Origin of the sequence: Acetobacter sp. DmW_125128, assembly GCF_008704325.1 — a bacterium.
GTDB classification, from domain to species: domain Bacteria; phylum Pseudomonadota; class Alphaproteobacteria; order Acetobacterales; family Acetobacteraceae; genus Acetobacter; species Acetobacter oryzifermentans.
The window spans coordinates 18,525-34,171 of sequence record NZ_VHOP01000049.1 but is presented as its reverse complement, the minus strand read 5'-3'; the positions used below and the strand labels follow the sequence as shown (position 1 = coordinate 34,171).

At 49.8% G+C, this 15,647-nt stretch carries 8 protein-coding genes; 7 read left to right on the top strand and 1 reads right to left on the bottom strand.

All coding sequences use genetic code 11. The features are described from left to right. Positions 1-17 precede the first annotated feature (17 nt). A complete protein-coding gene (gene metH, locus FKW19_RS13035) occupies positions 18-3,524 on the bottom strand; it encodes a methionine synthase (RefSeq protein ID WP_089179727.1) in 3,507 nt (1,168 codons plus the stop codon). 89 nt (positions 3,525-3,613) lie between these two features. On the opposite strand from metH, the gene FKW19_RS13030 reads away from it, so the two are divergent. The 7 genes from FKW19_RS13030 (at position 3,614) to FKW19_RS13000 (ending at position 15,637) form a co-directional block, all read left to right on the top strand. Next, positions 3,614-4,018 (top strand): hypothetical protein, encoded by a 405-nt coding sequence (locus FKW19_RS13030; RefSeq protein WP_193561112.1) that lies wholly within the window; start codon positions 3,614-3,616, stop codon positions 4,016-4,018. Positions 4,019-4,199: 181 nt separating this feature from the next. Continuing rightward, on the top strand, positions 4,200-6,455 hold the full coding sequence (locus FKW19_RS13025; RefSeq protein WP_089179726.1) for a peptidase domain-containing ABC transporter: 2,256 nt from the start codon (positions 4,200-4,202) through the stop codon (positions 6,453-6,455). 4 nt (positions 6,456-6,459) lie between these two features. Beyond that, positions 6,460-7,923 carry an HlyD family type I secretion periplasmic adaptor subunit gene (locus FKW19_RS13020; protein WP_006115386.1) on the top strand — a complete coding sequence of 488 codons (1,464 nt, stop codon included), beginning with the start codon at positions 6,460-6,462 and terminating at the stop codon, positions 7,921-7,923. A gap of 47 nt (positions 7,924-7,970) precedes the next feature. Further along, entirely contained in the window at positions 7,971-9,743 is a 1,773-nt protein-coding gene (locus FKW19_RS13015; RefSeq protein ID WP_089179725.1) for a tetratricopeptide repeat protein, read from the top strand. A gap of 65 nt (positions 9,744-9,808) precedes the next feature. Further along, the gene (locus tag FKW19_RS13010) at positions 9,809-12,895 is read left to right on the top strand and encodes a glycosyltransferase (protein ID WP_089179724.1); all 3,087 of its coding nucleotides are present in this window, start codon (positions 9,809-9,811) and stop codon (positions 12,893-12,895) included. Positions 12,896-12,964: 69 nt separating this feature from the next. After that, positions 12,965-14,116 (top strand): hypothetical protein, encoded by a 1,152-nt coding sequence (locus tag FKW19_RS13005; RefSeq protein WP_089179723.1) that lies wholly within the window; start codon positions 12,965-12,967, stop codon positions 14,114-14,116. 75 nt (positions 14,117-14,191) lie between these two features. Next, complete coding sequence (locus FKW19_RS13000) at positions 14,192-15,637, top strand: glycosyltransferase family 4 protein (RefSeq protein ID WP_089179722.1); 1,446 nt, start codon at positions 14,192-14,194, stop codon at positions 15,635-15,637. Positions 15,638-15,647: the final 10 nt, after the last annotated feature.

Below are 15,647 nucleotides of genomic sequence, written 5' to 3'. Positions count from 1 at the left end.
ACCCTTGGTCAATGGTGTTAGATTGTGAAGTATTTTGCGTGCTTGTTGAGAATAACAAGGGCGGAGGTAGACTGTTCTGGATGGAGTTGATCTCCATCTGTTAGGGAAACCCCAATGCGTTCGGCATCCAGCAGGGCCAGAATGGGGTGCTGGTCTTCCAGGCGTGGGCAGGCCGGATACCCAAAGGAATAGCGAGATCCGCGATATCCCTGCTGAAGCAGCTTTTCCATATCGCGGGCATCTTCTCCAGCAAAGCCAAGTTCGGCCCGGATACGCTTGTGGGTGTATTCGGCCATGGCTTCTGCCATTTCAACGGAAAGACCGTGCAGGTACAGATAATCCTGATACCGGTTTTCTTCAAACCAATCGCGGGCGATGTCGGATGCTTTCTGGCCGACTGTTACAACCTGTAAGCCGATAACATCACGTTCTGGGTTTGATATATCGCGCACAAAGTCAGCAATACATTCGCCATCCGCTTTTGGCTGCCGTGGCAGGGTGAAACGGCAGGCTTCGGTTGTGCCGTCTTCTTCAAACAGCACCAGATCGTTGCCATCGCCGGCGGCTTTCCAGTAGCCATAAATGGCTTGCGGTTTGAGAATATTTTCTTTGGCTGTCAGATCCAGCATGCGGCGCAGGATCGGGCGCAATTCCTGCCGTGCCCAGATCAAGAAGTCATCCAAGGAGCGGCCTTGTTTACGGAAGCCCCACTGGAACTGGTAAAGTGCGCGTTCGTTCAGGAACGGCAGAACGGCTTCCGGTGTAGCTTCCAGAACGCGGGAACCCCAGAATGGCGGAATCATGGGTGGTTCATCTGCTGTCAGGCGTTCGCGCCGTGCGCGGGCTGCTGCAACATCAACAGGGCCAAAACCGCGTGTTTCTGCCGTTTCTGGCGCGCGGGCATTGGTGCGGGTGGCTTTGCCTTCACGCCGTTTTTGGATGGCGGCCAGATAATCATCAAAATTTTTCTGGCTGACCTGATCCATAAGGGTCAGGCCATCAAAAGCATCACGCGCATAAGCCACCCGGCCTGTGGGTGCATAGGCAGCAACACAATCTTCTTCTACATAGTTGCGGGTAAGGGCGGCGCCACCCAGCAGAACGGGTGTATCCAGCCCAGCGCGTGAAATTTCTTCCAGATTTTCACGCATGATAACGGTGGACTTCACCAACAGGCCAGACATGCCAATGGCATCGGCCTTTTCCTTGCGTGCGGCTTCGATCATGTCCTGCACAGGCACTTTGATGCCCAGATTGACAACACGGTACCCATTGTTGGTGAGAATGATATCTACAAGGTTTTTGCCGATATCGTGCACATCGCCTTTTACTGTAGCCAGCACAATTGTGCCGCGCTGCTGGCCATCTGTCCGCTCCATATGCGGTTCCAGATAGGCAACGGCGGCTTTCATGGTTTCGGCAGATTGCAGCACGAATGGTAGCTGCATTTTGCCTGCACCAAACAGTTCTCCAACCACCTTCATACCATCCAGCAGAACGGTGTTGATGATATCCAGCGGAGCCATGTTCTGCATGGCTTCTTCAAGGTCTGCTTCCAGCCCTTTTCGGTCCCCATCAACAATACGGTCTTTCAGGCGTTCTTCTGCCGTTTCAGCCCGTTTGCGCTTCACCGCATCTGCTGCCTTACGGTCTGCAAACATGGCCAGAAGTGTTTGTAATGGGTCATAATCTTCTGTGCGGCGGTCAAAAATCAGATCTTCCGCAACCCTTACCTCTTCGGGGGCAATTAGGTGCAGTGGACGGATTTTGGAAACATGCACAATAGCGGCTGTCATGCCTGCTCTGACGGCATGATCCAGATAGACCGAGTTCAACACGGCACGGGCTGCTGGGTTCAGCCCGAAGGAAATATTAGAGAGGCCGAGTACGATCTGAATATCCGGGAAGGCATCCCGAATCATTTTAATGCCCTCAAGCGTCCATTGCCCCAGTTTGCGGTCATCTTCCGCACCGGTGGCGATGGTAAAGGTGAGGGGGTCTATCATCAGGTCAGATTGTGGTAGACCGTATTTTTCGCAGGCAAATTCCACAAGGCGGCTGGCAATGCGCAGCTTGTCTTCTGGCTTGCGGGCCATGCCTTCTTCATCAATGGTCAGGGCAACAACAGCGGCACCAAACTTACGGGCCAGTGTCATGCGGTCTGAAGCAGGACCTTCACCATCTTCAAAGTTGATGGAGTTGATAATGGGCTTGCCACCATGCAGCTTGAGAGCGGCTTCAATCACCGGTGTTTCGGTGGAATCAATTACCAATGGTGCGTTTACGGATGAGGTGAAGCGTTTGATTACTTCATCCATTTCTGCACGTTCGTTACGGCCTACAAAGGCCGTGCAGATATCCAGAGCATTAGAGCCTTCTCGTATCTGTTCGCGCCCAACAGTTACACAGCCATCCCAGTCATGCGCTTCCTGAAGTTCGCGCCATTTCTTGGAGCCGTTGGCATTGCAGCGTTCCCCAATGGAGAAATAGGCGTTTTCCTGCCGGAGCGGCACCTGAGAATAAAGGCTGGCAACAGAAGGCACCCATACGGATGTGCGCGGCACAGGGGCAGGGCGCAGGCGGCCTGTTCCTTCTGCACGGCGGCGCAACATGGCATCCAGCGCTTCTGTATGCGGTGTGGAAGTGCCACAGCATCCGCCAATCAGATTTAGGCCATCTTCTGTAATAAAGCGCTCAACCCATGTGGCCATTTCTGCGGGGGTTAGGGGGTAATGGGTCTGGCCGTTTACGAGTTCAGGCAGGCCCGCATTGGGCTGGACCGAAATCAGCCGCGGCCAGTTTTCAGATAGCCATTTTACATGTTCGGCCATTTCCTGCGGGCCTGTAGCGCAGTTCAGACCCATCAGATCTACATCAAGGCTGTGAATGACTGTGGCTGCCGCAGCAATATCTGGCCCTACCAGAAGGGTGCCTGTGGTTTCTACGGTAACCTGTACAAAAATAGGCGTGGAAGCACCAAGTTCTGCACGGGCAATTTTTACACCGTTTACGGCAGCTTTAATCTGGAGTGTGTCTTGGCAGGTTTCAATTAGGATGGCATCTACGCCGCCTTCAATCAGACCGCGTGCTTGTTCTGCCAGAGCAGCTTCCAAACTATCATAATCAATATTGCCCAGAGAGGGCAGCTTGGTGCCAGGCCCCATGGAACCCAGAACATAGCGGGCGCGTCCATCGACAAAGCTTTCTGCGGCTTCGCGCGCCAATAGGGCGGAGTTTTTGTTGATCTCCCGCGTTCTATCTGTCAGCCCAAACTCGCCTAGTGTGATGGGGGAGCCACCAAACGTGTTGGTTTCCACCATGTCTGCGCCAGCTTCAAAATAACCGCGGTGGATTTCACGGATAAGTTCCGGGCGTGAGAGCGTGAGAATTTCGGTGCAGTTTTCCTGCCCCCAGTAATCACGCTGGACATCCAGATCCAGCATCTGGATACGTGAGCCCATGCCTCCATCACAAAGCAGAACCTGATCACGGAGGGCATCAAGAAGAGGCAGACGAGAAGACATGGCGACCATAAAATATAAAAGGAAAGGGAAGAGTGCTTTCCCAACACCGCAAAGCACAGGGTTTCACGTTATTTCAGAGAGCAGCCCGTATGTCCACTAGCCTTATGAAGCAGAGCGCAAAGCCCAAGGATGGCCGGATAATGCTGCATGTTTGTACATCAGTGCCAGATGATGCAGCATATGGGTGCAAAGATGCACTTTTACTTGTTAATACAGAAGTAACAGAAGAGCAGAAGGCAAAATGGCAGCATGTCTGGCGCTGGAGCGGAGTGCTGGGGCCAGAATTTGGGCGTCATTCTACCCAATGCGTCTGTTGTGTGGGGCAAGGGGGCCTATCGGCTTTTTTGCTGGCGCAGGCTCAACAAAGTGTTCTGGGGCGCTGCGAGCCTTATCGCTCGGTATGGGTTATATGTTGCGAAAATGAAGCACAAAAAGTGCGCAACCGGTTGCGGAAAGAAGGGTTTTTAAATTCTTTTTATCAATTTCCTGATTAAAATGGTTTCTAACTTTAGGTACTGCTTCGTTTTCTTCATGGATTTTGTGATAAACCACATAGAAAAACTTGGAGAGTGTGTCTTCTCCTGTCATAACGGCGCATGTGCCGGGCGAACAAGTCTCTGCTATATTTGTACGGTATTGCTGTTTGTTGAGTTGGTTTAACCAAAAGGGTTGTGCGTGGACCAGACTGATCATGTGCCGGAACAGGCCGGTTCTTCTTCAAATACAGAGCGCGGCCAAGGGGCTCCTGTTTCTGCACCGGTTATCAGGCTGAAAGCTGTTATTGCAGCTGCCAAGTATCACGGTCTGGAGCTGGATATCCGTGATTTTGCGGCAGAACCGGGGGAAAATACGCCATCTCCTGCAACGTTGGTGCGCTGGTTGGAAGATCAGGGTGCTGTTGCAAAGGCAATACGGATAAAGTGGCGTTATCTTGTTAAGATGGTGAACTCGCCGCCAATCGTTCTGATGTTCCGTGATGGTTCGGCAGCGTTGATGACCAACGCAACACCAGAGCGTGGTGTTGTATGGCTGCAAGATCCGCTTAAAGGGGCTGCCGTAGCCGCCGTGCCGGTGGATGAGCTGCGCTTGTCCCAAATCTGGACGGGCGATATTCTGCTTATTAAGCAGCGCAAAGGGCAATCAGAAGCCGAGGCACCAGTCAGTCTGGGTTGGCTGGCTAAGATGGTGCTGCGTGAAAAGCGCTCCTTGCGTGATATATGCATTGCATCCATGACATTGAGTTTGTTGCAAATTTTCCCCCCGCTTATTGTTATGCAGGTGGTGGACAAGGTTGTAGGCTACCATTCGATGTCGACACTTGTGTCGATTTCTGGGTTGCTGTTTATATTTTCGATTTATGAAGTTTTAATCAGTTACGCCCGACGTGAGCTGTCCTTGGTGCTCACAACGCGTATCGATTCTCGTATTTCACTGCATCTGTTTAATCGTCTTGTATCCTTGCCGTTGGAGTATTTTGAACGGCAACAGGCGGGGAACGTGCTTGGGCGTGTAATGGCCATTTATAAAGTGCGAGATTTTCTGACAGGTCGGCTGATGTCGACCTTTCTGGATTTGTTCACACTGGTTGTTATTTTGCCTTTCCTGTTCATTCTCAGTTCGACGCTGGCATGGATGACTGTGGCGTGTGCTGGCCTTATTGGTTTGATTGTGGTGGTAGCTATGGGGCCGCTGGCCAAGCTGATGGGGAATCAGCTTGCTGCAGACCGGGAACGAAGCGCCATTTTGTATGAAAGCGTGGCTGGTATTCGTACGCTGAAAACATTGGCCTTGGAGCCAATCCGCAAACAGACATGGGATGATGCTACGGCAAACGTTATCCGCTGGAAGCTTGCCGTGGGGCGTTTTTCAAACTGGCCTCAAACATTGGTTATGCCGCTAGATCTGTTTATCAGTCGTGGCATCATTCTTGTGGGGGCCTATCTGGCTCTTGTTAGCCCTGGCACAGTGGGCGTGGGCGGCTTGATTGCGTTCATGATGCTGGGTGGCCGTGTGGCTGCTCCGTTGGTTGGATTGGCAAGGCTTATGGATGACTTCAACGAAGTTATGGCTTCTTTGGGGGAAGCTGCTTCGGTGTTGAACCAGCCTACAGAAACACAAGCCCTTACAACGGGTATGCGTCCACGTATTCAGGGGGCACTTTCCTTTGAAAATGTGAATTTTTCTTATCCAGGTTCTACCCGGCTGGCTTTGAAGGATGTAAACTTCTCAGTTCCCGCAGGCACCATGCTTGGGCTTGTTGGCCGAAGCGGCTCGGGTAAATCCACCATTACACGTCTGCTACAAGGTGTTAGCCGTTCTTATACAGGCTATCTCAAGCTGGATGGTGTTGATCTGCGTGAAATTAATCTAACCCATTTGCGCCGTTCGTTCGGGGTTGTGTTGCAGGATAACTTCCTGTTTCGTGGCACTATTCGTGATAACATTACCGCTGGCCGCCCAGGGTTTACGATAGATGATGTCGTTCACGCTGCCAGAATGGCAGGTGCTGAAGAATTTATCGAGCGGATGCCAGCAGGTTACGAAACCTTTATTGAGGAAGGTTCAACCAATATTTCTGGTGGGCAACGCCAGCGCCTTGCCATTGCGCGTGCTGTCATTACTGATCCTAAGCTAATGATTTTGGATGAAGCAACGTCTGCTTTGGATCCAGAAAGTGAAGCTTTGGTTAACGCCAACCTGGAACGGATTGGTAAAGGCCGTACCATGGTGATTGTTTCTCATCGACTATCTTCTTTGGTGAATTGTGATCAGATCTGCGTGATGGATCAGGGCGCAGTGGTTGATATTGCGCCACATGACGTTCTGCTTGAACGGTGTGATATTTATCGGACACTTTGGATGCAGCAGAACCGGCATACGGAATCTCGTGCCCAATCTGGAGATGCATCTTTGATCGCGGAAGGAGAATAATCCCATGAGCGAACAGGATGCACATATTGTGCCACAAGGTTCTTCAGGCAATAACCAGCAGCAAGAGGTAGTGCCCTCTTCGGATGATTTCCTTAAGCAGGCGGATGATCCGTATGCACCAGGGGATATGCCCGTTGCATTGTTGGAGTTTCATTCTCCAACGGCGGCGCTGGTCAATATGCCACCCACGCCCACCGCTCAGTATATGATTTGGATTATTGGCGGATTGATGCTGTTTTCCTTAATCGGGCTTACAGTGTTTCCGCTGGATCGTGTTGTTTCTACTCAAGGGCGATTGGTTTCCAGTGAAGCTTCATTGGTAATACAGCCTTTGGATACATCAATTGTGCGGTCTATTGATGTGAGGGAAGGGGATTTTGTCCATAAAGGTGATATTCTTGCGCATCTAGACCCCACGCAAACTGGTGCAGATAGTGAAAATCTGAAAACTCAGATGGATCAGTATCAAGCAGAGGTGGATCGCCTTACAGCAGAAGCTAACGGACAGACTTACAAACCCGACCTAAACAATGCTGCAACCTTGCCGCAGGGCGAAGCCTATTTGCGACGGATGGCAGAATTTGATGCTAAAGTTGAAAACTACAACAGGCAGATTGCCAGTTTGCAAAGTGATTTACAGGGTTACGTTGCAAATGCTGCAATGTATGCCGCTCGCGCAAAGGTAGCTGGTGATGTGCATACAATGCGTATGCAGTTGCAGAAGGATCAGGTAGGTAGCCGACTTTCCACTTTAAGTGCTCAGAACGATTTGATGGAAGTTGAGCGCTCACAGATTTCGGCCCAGCAGCAGGCATCTTCAACACGGAATAAACTGGCGGCTGCTATATCTGAAAAAGAAGGTTACATTCAAACGTGGAAAGCAGAGATTTATAAAGATCTGATTTCCGCGCAGCATAAGCTGTCCGAAGCCAAAGGCTCTTATCAAAAAGCTGTTTTACATAACAGTATGGTAGGGCTTAAAGCGGATGAAGATGCTGTTGTGCTTAATATTGCCAAAGTTTCAGTCGGATCTGTTGTAACGCCAGCCGAAAAAATTATGACTCTTGTGCCTGTAGGTAAGGGGCTGGAAATTGAAACTGCTATGTCCGGAGAAGATGCAGGTTTTGTGCGTCTTGGTGATAAAGCTTTGGTGAAGTTTGCGACCTTCCCTTTCCAGCAATATGGTGGTGCTGAAGCAACTGTAAAAACTATCAGTGCAGACTCTTTTGTGTCGGGTAACGGAAGTGGGCCAAGCTCAGAAGATGTTACGCCAGATAACACTTCCAAGTCCTTTTACAGAGTTCGTCTGCGGGTAGATAAATATACATTGCATAATGTGCCCAATTTCTTTCACCCACAGCCAGGTATGCCAGTTACGGCGGATATTCGTGTTGGTAAGCGTACTATCATGCAATATATGCTGAACAGCTTTGTGCCATTGATGACAAATGGTATGCGCGAACCCTGATTAGAAAGGGTGAAATATAATACTCTGAGTTGTAGAGGGTTGGTGCTTTGGTCTGGAAACTGTTTCAGAAAACGTTTGGCAAGTCGGGCAAAGATATACAAACGCGGCTTGAGCAGGCCAAAGCACAACTGGAAAACCAACCTAATGTCGCGTTCAGCCAACTGGCCGTTCTTGCGCGGGAAGGAAGTCCTGAAGCTCAATTTCTAGTAGGTCAATGTTATTTAACGGCAAAAGGGGCACCGCCAGATTTGGTGGAAGGCGCACGCTGGATGCGCCGCGCTGCCCAGAATGGATGGGCGCAGGCTTCTTTTATTCTTGCAACGTTGTATCTGCATGGTCTGCCACAGGAAGTGGAAGATCAAGCACCGAAATCAATTTTTGATAATTCAGCCGAGCAAACCAAGAGAGAGCCCGATTTTATTAAAGCTGCACACTGGGCCCAGCGTGCAGCAGAGGCTGGATATGCTGATGGTCAGGCCCTGTATGGGTATATTTTAACAGCTGGCCCGGAAGAAATTCGTAATCCTGAACAGGCTTTGGATTGGTATCAAAAAGCTGCTGCCAGTGGTTGCGTGCAGGGGCATCTGGGGCTTGGTCTTGCAGCGCTTGCTAAAGCAAAAACGCAGGAAGATTATGCAGATGCCGCAGTTGAGCTAAAAAAAGCTGCTGATGGCGATATGGGTACTGCCCAATATCTTATGGGTGTTATGGCGGAACGTGGCATAGGTATTCCGCAAAACATTCCTGAATCCACACAATATTTTGCAAAAGCAGCGGAAAAGAAAGTTCGTGGTGCGCAAGCAAAATATGGTTTGGCCCTGCTTTCTGGCAAGGGTGTTGCGCGTGATACTGTGCGAGGTGAAACGTGGTTAAGGCGTGCCGCCTTGGCGGGGGATGGTGAAGCCGCTGCCATTTTGGGGGATATGCACGGACGGGGAGGCGATATGCCCCCCAATTATGCAGAAGCTATTTCTTGGTATCGTTTTGCATCGGATCAGGGGCATGCCGCGTCCAGTCGTATATTAGGCAATATTTATCTGAGTGGTACGGGGGTACCAAAAGATCCGCAGGCAGCCGCGCAGTGGTTTAAAATTGCAGCAGAGCAAGGCGATAAGGAAGCTACGGCTGAATTGGGTAATCTGGCCTTGGCAGGTATTGTTCCCACAGCAGAAGCTGCCGAAGTTTTAGAATGTTATCGGAAAGCTGCGGCACAGGATGATTTTCTGGCTGCGTTTAATGTTGGTGTTGCGCTTGCCCAAGGGCTTGGCTCTCAGAAGAATGAGGAAGAGGCTCTTAAGTGGATACGTAAAGCTGCCGATAAGGTTGTAAATGCGCAGTATTGGTATGGACGTATGCTGCTAGAGGGACGCGGTGCAGAACGTAACCCTCAAGAAGGGCGGGAGTGGATGGAAAAGGCTGCTGAATCTGGCATGACCGAAGCGCAGCTTACCTATGGACACTTGCTGATTACAGGAACAGGCGGTGTAAAAGATCATCCACAGGCCCTACAATGGTATAGAAAAGCAGCGGATTCTGGCAATGTGGATGCTATGTTCTCTATTGGCGCTATGTATGGTGGCGGGCATGAAATTCCAGAAGATTTGGTTCTGGCACGGTCATGGTTTCAACAGGCGGCAGAAGGCGGTCATGGCCTCGCGCAGTTGATGATGGGGCGTTATCTGGCCAATGGAATTGGTGGAGACAAGAATCTGGACGAAGCCAGATCTTGGTATCGCAAAGCAGAAAAGCAGAATATTCTGCAGGCAAGTATTGAGCTTTCCAAGCTTGGAGTTGATGAGGGTGTCAAAGCACCTTCCTAGAAAAGTTCTTCAAATTTCAAAAGGTTTGGTATTTTATTTTACAGTATAATTAAAAGAGTAGGTGCATATTTATGGCAGCCCTGAAACAGTCTGAGAGTCAGCAGGCAGGGTTTGTCACGGAGGCAGACCGAACAGCGTATGAACAACATGCAAGTGCGGCAGCACAGGAATCTTTTAGGCAGGGAAATGTTGCCTGGCAAGCAGGGTCTTACGCCCTAGCGCGGGATTGGCTGGAAAGAGCGAACAGACAAGCGCGTGATAACCCACATGTTATGTTTGCGCTGGTTTTGGCGCGTCAGGCAGTGGGAGACAATGATGCTGCTATTGAACTTTTAGATCAGCTTTTAGAAAAATTTGATTTTCGTGAAGGGTGGAGCCTGCGGGCAACATTAAAGCAGGCCAATGGTGTTGGGTATCAGGCTTTGCTCTCTATGCGGCATTTGCTCACATATTATGCCTGCACACCAGATATAGAAAAATTGGCAACAATTATTGCGCGTTTGAATGGCGTGCCCAGTTGGTATGGAGTGCGGGGGAATGGCCAAATTGTAGGGGTAGGCCTTCCAGCAAAAGGACTGCAACTGGTTGTTGATGGTCATCTAAAAAAAGCCGTGCGTAAAAAGGGGGCTTGGTTTTGTCCATCAGGGTGGAAAACGGCGCATACGCTTTGCATAATGCCTGCTCAGGGCATGATTTTTCCAGATGGCGGTGTGTGTCCACAAAAAATCATGCAGTGCGAAGGATTGGTGGATGCAGGAGAAGAAGGACTGACAGGCTGGGTCTGGTTGCCGCATGATTCCGCTAACGCGCCTCTTTTGAACATTCTAGATGCAAAAACAAATAAGAAAATTCTAACGTTTTCCGCAGAAGATTTTTGTGATTCTGTGAGTTCAAAACAACCATTAGCGCGATATAGGGCGTTCACAATTCCTTTTTCTGCATTGCCAGAAGGTCCGGTAAGGGTGGTGGGGCCTGATGGAAAAGATCTAGCTGGGAGTCCGATAGATCCGGATATGCTGCGTTCTGGGGTTAGCCAGATTGCACACTACATAGCAGAGCAGACCAAAGGGAAAGATCTGTCTCAAGCATGCGTGTCTGTTCCAAAAATTATACCTATTCCAGTTATGGAAGATGGTGGCGCACAACCAAAGGTTTTGGGTGATACTGCTGGAACCGTTGTTGTTATTCCAGTTTTTAAAAATTCTATGCTTACTTTAGCATGTTTGCATAGTGTGCGAGCAAGTCTGAAACCAAAAGACGCTGTGCACGTTTGGGTAGTGAATGATGCATCCCCGGAGCCAGATTTGGTCACCTCTGTTTCAGTTTTTTGTCAGCAGGCAGGTTTCCGGTATCTGGAAAGGGCGCGCAATGGTGGATTCCCATGTGCGGTAAACGAAGCGCTTCGTCATCTCATTGCGCATGATGCTGTCTTGCTGAATAGCGATACATTGGTGGCAGAAGGATGGCTGGAAGCATTACGCAAAATTGCCTATGCAGCACCAGATACAGGAACAGTAACGCCGCTTTCTAATGATGCCAGTATTTTTTCCTATCCAGATAAAAACGGTGCAAATCCGGTACCGGATCAGGAAGAAACAGATATGTTCATGCAAATGGCACAGGCAGCCAATAAGGGGCGTGCTGTAGAAGTGCCCACGGCTCATGGTTTTTGCATGTATATTCGCCATGACTGTTTGCAGCAGACCGGGTTGCTCCGTGAGGATGTGTTTGCACAAGGCTATGGTGAAGAAAACGATTTTTGTATGCGTGCCCGTGCTCTTGGGTGGAAGCATATGGCTGCTTCCGGTGTTTTTGTGGCGCATGTGGGTAGCAGTTCGTTTGGAGAAAGTGGCAGCCCCTTAATGGTGCGGAACCAAAAGGTTCTGGAGCAATTGCACCCTGGGTATCATGATTACGTTGCGCGCTGGATGGCGGCAGATCCACTTTTTCCAGAACGCAGGCGCCTTGATCTTGTTCGTTTTAGAAGTGCCAGGGCAGAAGATTTTTCAGATCAAGCCGTCTTGTTGGTCACACATGCCGTAGGTGGTGGTGTGGAAAAGGTGGTGCAAGAGCGCATAGCCTTTTGGTGTGACCGGAAAATACGCCCACTTATCTTACGTCCATCTGAGCAGGGATGTGTGCTGGAAGATGGGGGGAGCCCAGCAAAATATCCTTCCTTATATTTTACGTTTGCCAAGGAGATGGCGCTTTTGCTGCGTCTCTTACATGCAGAAGGCGTGGGACGAATTGAGTTCCATCAAACTGCCGGGCATGATCAGCAAGTTATGGATCTGCCTGCACGTTTGAAATGCGCATATGATGTGTTTGTGCATGATTATATCTGGTTTTGCCCGCGTATTTCATTAATGGGGTGGGAAAATCGTTATTGCGGTGAACCCGATGTGGCCACATGTGAAGTGTGCGTGGCGGTGCTAGGGCGGCGCGTGGATGATGCGCTGAGTGTTGCGGCCTATCGTAAAGCGGCACATATTTTTCTAAAAAAAGCAGAGCAGGTTTTTGTGCCCTCGCGCGATACAGGGCGAAGGATGCAAAAATATTTTTCTGATGTCCGTTTTTCTGTGCGAAGGCTGGAAAAAGACAGCTTTTTAAAAAAGCAATTTCAGTTTCCAGTTCAGGTTGAACGTAAAACAGCACAAGCAAGTGCATTTTTGGCGCAAGGTCTTAAACGCACTGCACCGCGTATTCGGGTGTGTGTTGTGGGTGGCATAGGGCCAGAAAAAGGTTATGACATTTTGCTCGCACTGGCAGTGGATGCTGCTTTGCGCGATTTGCCGCTGGAGTTTGTGGTTGTAGGCCATACACGTGATGATGCGCGATTGTTAAAAACAGAACGTATTTTTGTAACAGGTGAGTTCCAAAAAGAGGATGTTGTTTCCTTAATCCATGCAGTAGATGCGGACATCGCTTTGCTTCCGTCTGTATGGCCGGAAACATGGTGTTTTGCTTTGGGAGATATCTGGAAAGCGGGATTGCATGTTGTTGCATTTGATCTGGGAGCCCCAGCAGAGCGCATTCGTTCCACAGGATTGGGAAGCGTGGTACCGTTTGGTATTTCCATACAGGAGTTGAATAAGAAATTACTGGAAAAGGGGAGAGAGATGGAGAAAAAAAGAAGGCTTTCGCTTACCTAACTCTTTCTTTACTTACCGGTGTTTTTTTGTTTTACAGTTTAGCTGAAAATTTAGGATGGAAGAGGTTTTATGTCTCAGGCAAGCCAGCAGCGGATTACTGATCTGAAAGTCACAGGTCATCTGATGACACTCCAGACCGGTCTGTTCTGCATCAGCCATGCAGCAGGTCAGCAGCCGCCAACATCTGCCGGTTTGCCTGGGGTTCGTGTTTCTCTTTCTCCTGTTTCTGCTCCGGGCAATGTGCAGATTGTCACGTTTGAGCAAGATGGCTGGATGGGCGGCAGAAACAATGCTGCATTGGTACGTGTGCGCCGTGGCCCAGCACAGGTGATGATCACTATTTATCAGGAAATGAACACGCGGCATGATGCACCGCGTTTGCAAGTGATTCAGCTAAGTGCGGAATCTGATCCGTTGCCCGTTCCTGCAACTGCTGCTGTACCTGTAGCACCTGAAGGAGCCGCTGTTGCTCCAAAAGAAACAGCACCCGCAGAAGCTGCGCTGGCCCAGAAGCCAGAAATTGGGGCCCATATCCAACGGCGTGGTGATGTTACCGGTATCCTTGGTGAATGGATGGGTGTGCCGGGTAGCCAGGCATGGATTGAAGGTTTTGGTATTGCACCCGCTCATCTCATTCAGTCTGATGATATTGAATATCAGGCTGTTCTGGGTAAAGGGTGGCTCTCTCCGTGGGTAGAAGGTGGCCAGTATTGTGGCAGCCGCGGAATGGCATTGCCTATTTTGGGTTTGTGTGTGCGCCTGAAAGGTGCTGCGGCTAAAAAATTCATTTGCCAAGTTACAGCCAGCTTTACGGATGGCACCAAAATTGGGCCTGTTGATAACGGTGAACCCGTAGAAGCTGATAGCCTTGCACCATTAGAAGCTTTCCTTGTTGAAATTCTTCCGCGCGATGCAGAAAGTAAAGCCAAGCGGGGTGGGCGTAAACGGAAGCAGAATGCTGCAGAAGACTTAGCCGCTCTGTTGGAAGAAGAAATAGAAGAACTGGAAGCTGAAGTTCTGGAAGAGGCAGCCGAACTTCTTGAGGAAGAAGAGCTTGAAGAAGAAATAGAAGATGATGCTGAAGAGGAAATTCTGGTTAAACCAGTAAGGCGCGCAGCCAAACCTCAGCCTCGTCGTGCTTCTTCTACCGCTCAGAAAGCGGCAAAGCCTAAAGCAGCAGGGCGCGGTGGCGCACGTGGGCGCAAGCCTTCCCGCCGTTAAATATGTAGGAACAGGTCCGGTTGAAATATCGGGCCTGTTTTTTATTTGTGATTAGAGCAGCACGCAGGTGCAGGTTTGAAATACCTTTTTATCCATCAAAATTTTCCCGGCCAGTATCTGCACATTGTGCGCCATCTGGTGCAAAACGGTGATAACGAAGTTGTTTTCATTAGTGAAGATAATCAAAACGCCATCAAGGGTGTGCGCCGGGTAAGGTACCGTATGCCCCGTGGGGCTGCGGCACAGGCTCATCTGGCCGTGCGCGAGCTGGATATGGGAATGGTGCGGGCCAATGAAGTAGAAAAAGCCGCTCGCACCCTCAAAAACCTAGGATTTCAGCCTGATATTATTATCGGCCACCACGGGTGGGGAGAACTGCTGAATATTCAGGATGTGTACCCTGATGTGCCTGTCTTGGGGTATTTTGAGTTCTATTATCATACAGAACCTGGGTTTGATGTTGGGTTTGATCCAGAATTTCCGCTTCAGCCCCAAATGTTGCCTGTTGTGCGAGCCAAGAACGCCATTAACTTATTGGCTCTTACTGGCCCCAGCTATGGCCAGACGCCTACTGATTTCCAGAAAAGCGCTTACCCAGCATGGGCCGCAGACAAAATTACCGTGCTGCGTGAAGGTGTAGATCTGGAGACCTGTAAACCAGATCCCAAACTTGCAAAAAAAATATTCAAGCTGGGTGATATCAAAATTTCACCTAAGAACAAGCTGATTACCTATGTCTCGCGCGATCTGGAGCCTTATCGCGGCTTCCATGTGTTTATGCGTGCGCTTCCCCAAATTTTGGAAGAAGAACCTAACGCGCATGTCATTATGGTTGGGGGAGATGGTGTGAGTTACGGCGCACCGCTGGCATCTGGTTGTTGGCGGGAGAAAATGCTTCAGGAGCTGGAAGGGCAACTGGATTTAAGCCGGGTACACTTTGCTGGTAAAGTTGATTACCCAGATTTTCTGCGTCTTCTACAACGTTCAGATGCGCATGTTTATCTCACATATCCTTTTGTGGCTTCGTGGTCTCTGCGTGAGGCAATGGCTATGGGGTGCGCTATTGTTGGAAGCGCGACAGCCCCAGTACAGGAATTTCTGACAGATCAGGAAACGGCTGTGCTGGTGCCGTTTACAGAACCAGACAAAATTGCCGATGGTGTGCTGGAACTGCTGAATAATAAGCCGCTGGCAACCCGTTTGCGTCGCGCAGTTAGAGAAAAAGCTGAACAAACTCTGTGTATCAAGTCGTATCTGGCTGAATATGAAGCGCTTATTGCGCGTTTGATTGCAACGCACAGAGCTGAGGCTGGTCTTTTTTATTCTGAAGAATTGGAAGAAACACAAAAGCCAGCAAAGCCTGTAAGAAAGCCAGTGTCTCGTCGTGCTGCCAGTAAAACTGTTGCTGCACGCACTACCAAAAAAGCAGCGCCTTCTGTTGCGGCAAAAACAATACGTCCTGTGGCTCAGAAAGTAGCCGCAAAACCGCGCAAAACTGCTTCAGTTAAAAAGCGGGGTTAGCAGCCCAACC

Bases quoted from the DNA above. Each gene is read 5' to 3' on its own strand.
- metH (WP_089179727.1), bottom strand. From the start codon at position 3,524: ATGTCTTCTCGTCTGCCTCTTCTTGATGCCCTCCGTGATCAGGTTCTG.
- FKW19_RS13030 (WP_193561112.1), top strand. From the start codon at position 3,614: ATGTCCACTAGCCTTATGAAGCAGAGCGCAAAGCCCAAGGATGGCCGG.
- FKW19_RS13020 (WP_006115386.1), top strand. From the start codon at position 6,460: ATGAGCGAACAGGATGCACATATTGTGCCACAAGGTTCTTCAGGCAAT.
- FKW19_RS13005 (WP_089179723.1), top strand. From the start codon at position 12,965: ATGTCTCAGGCAAGCCAGCAGCGGATTACTGATCTGAAAGTCACAGGT.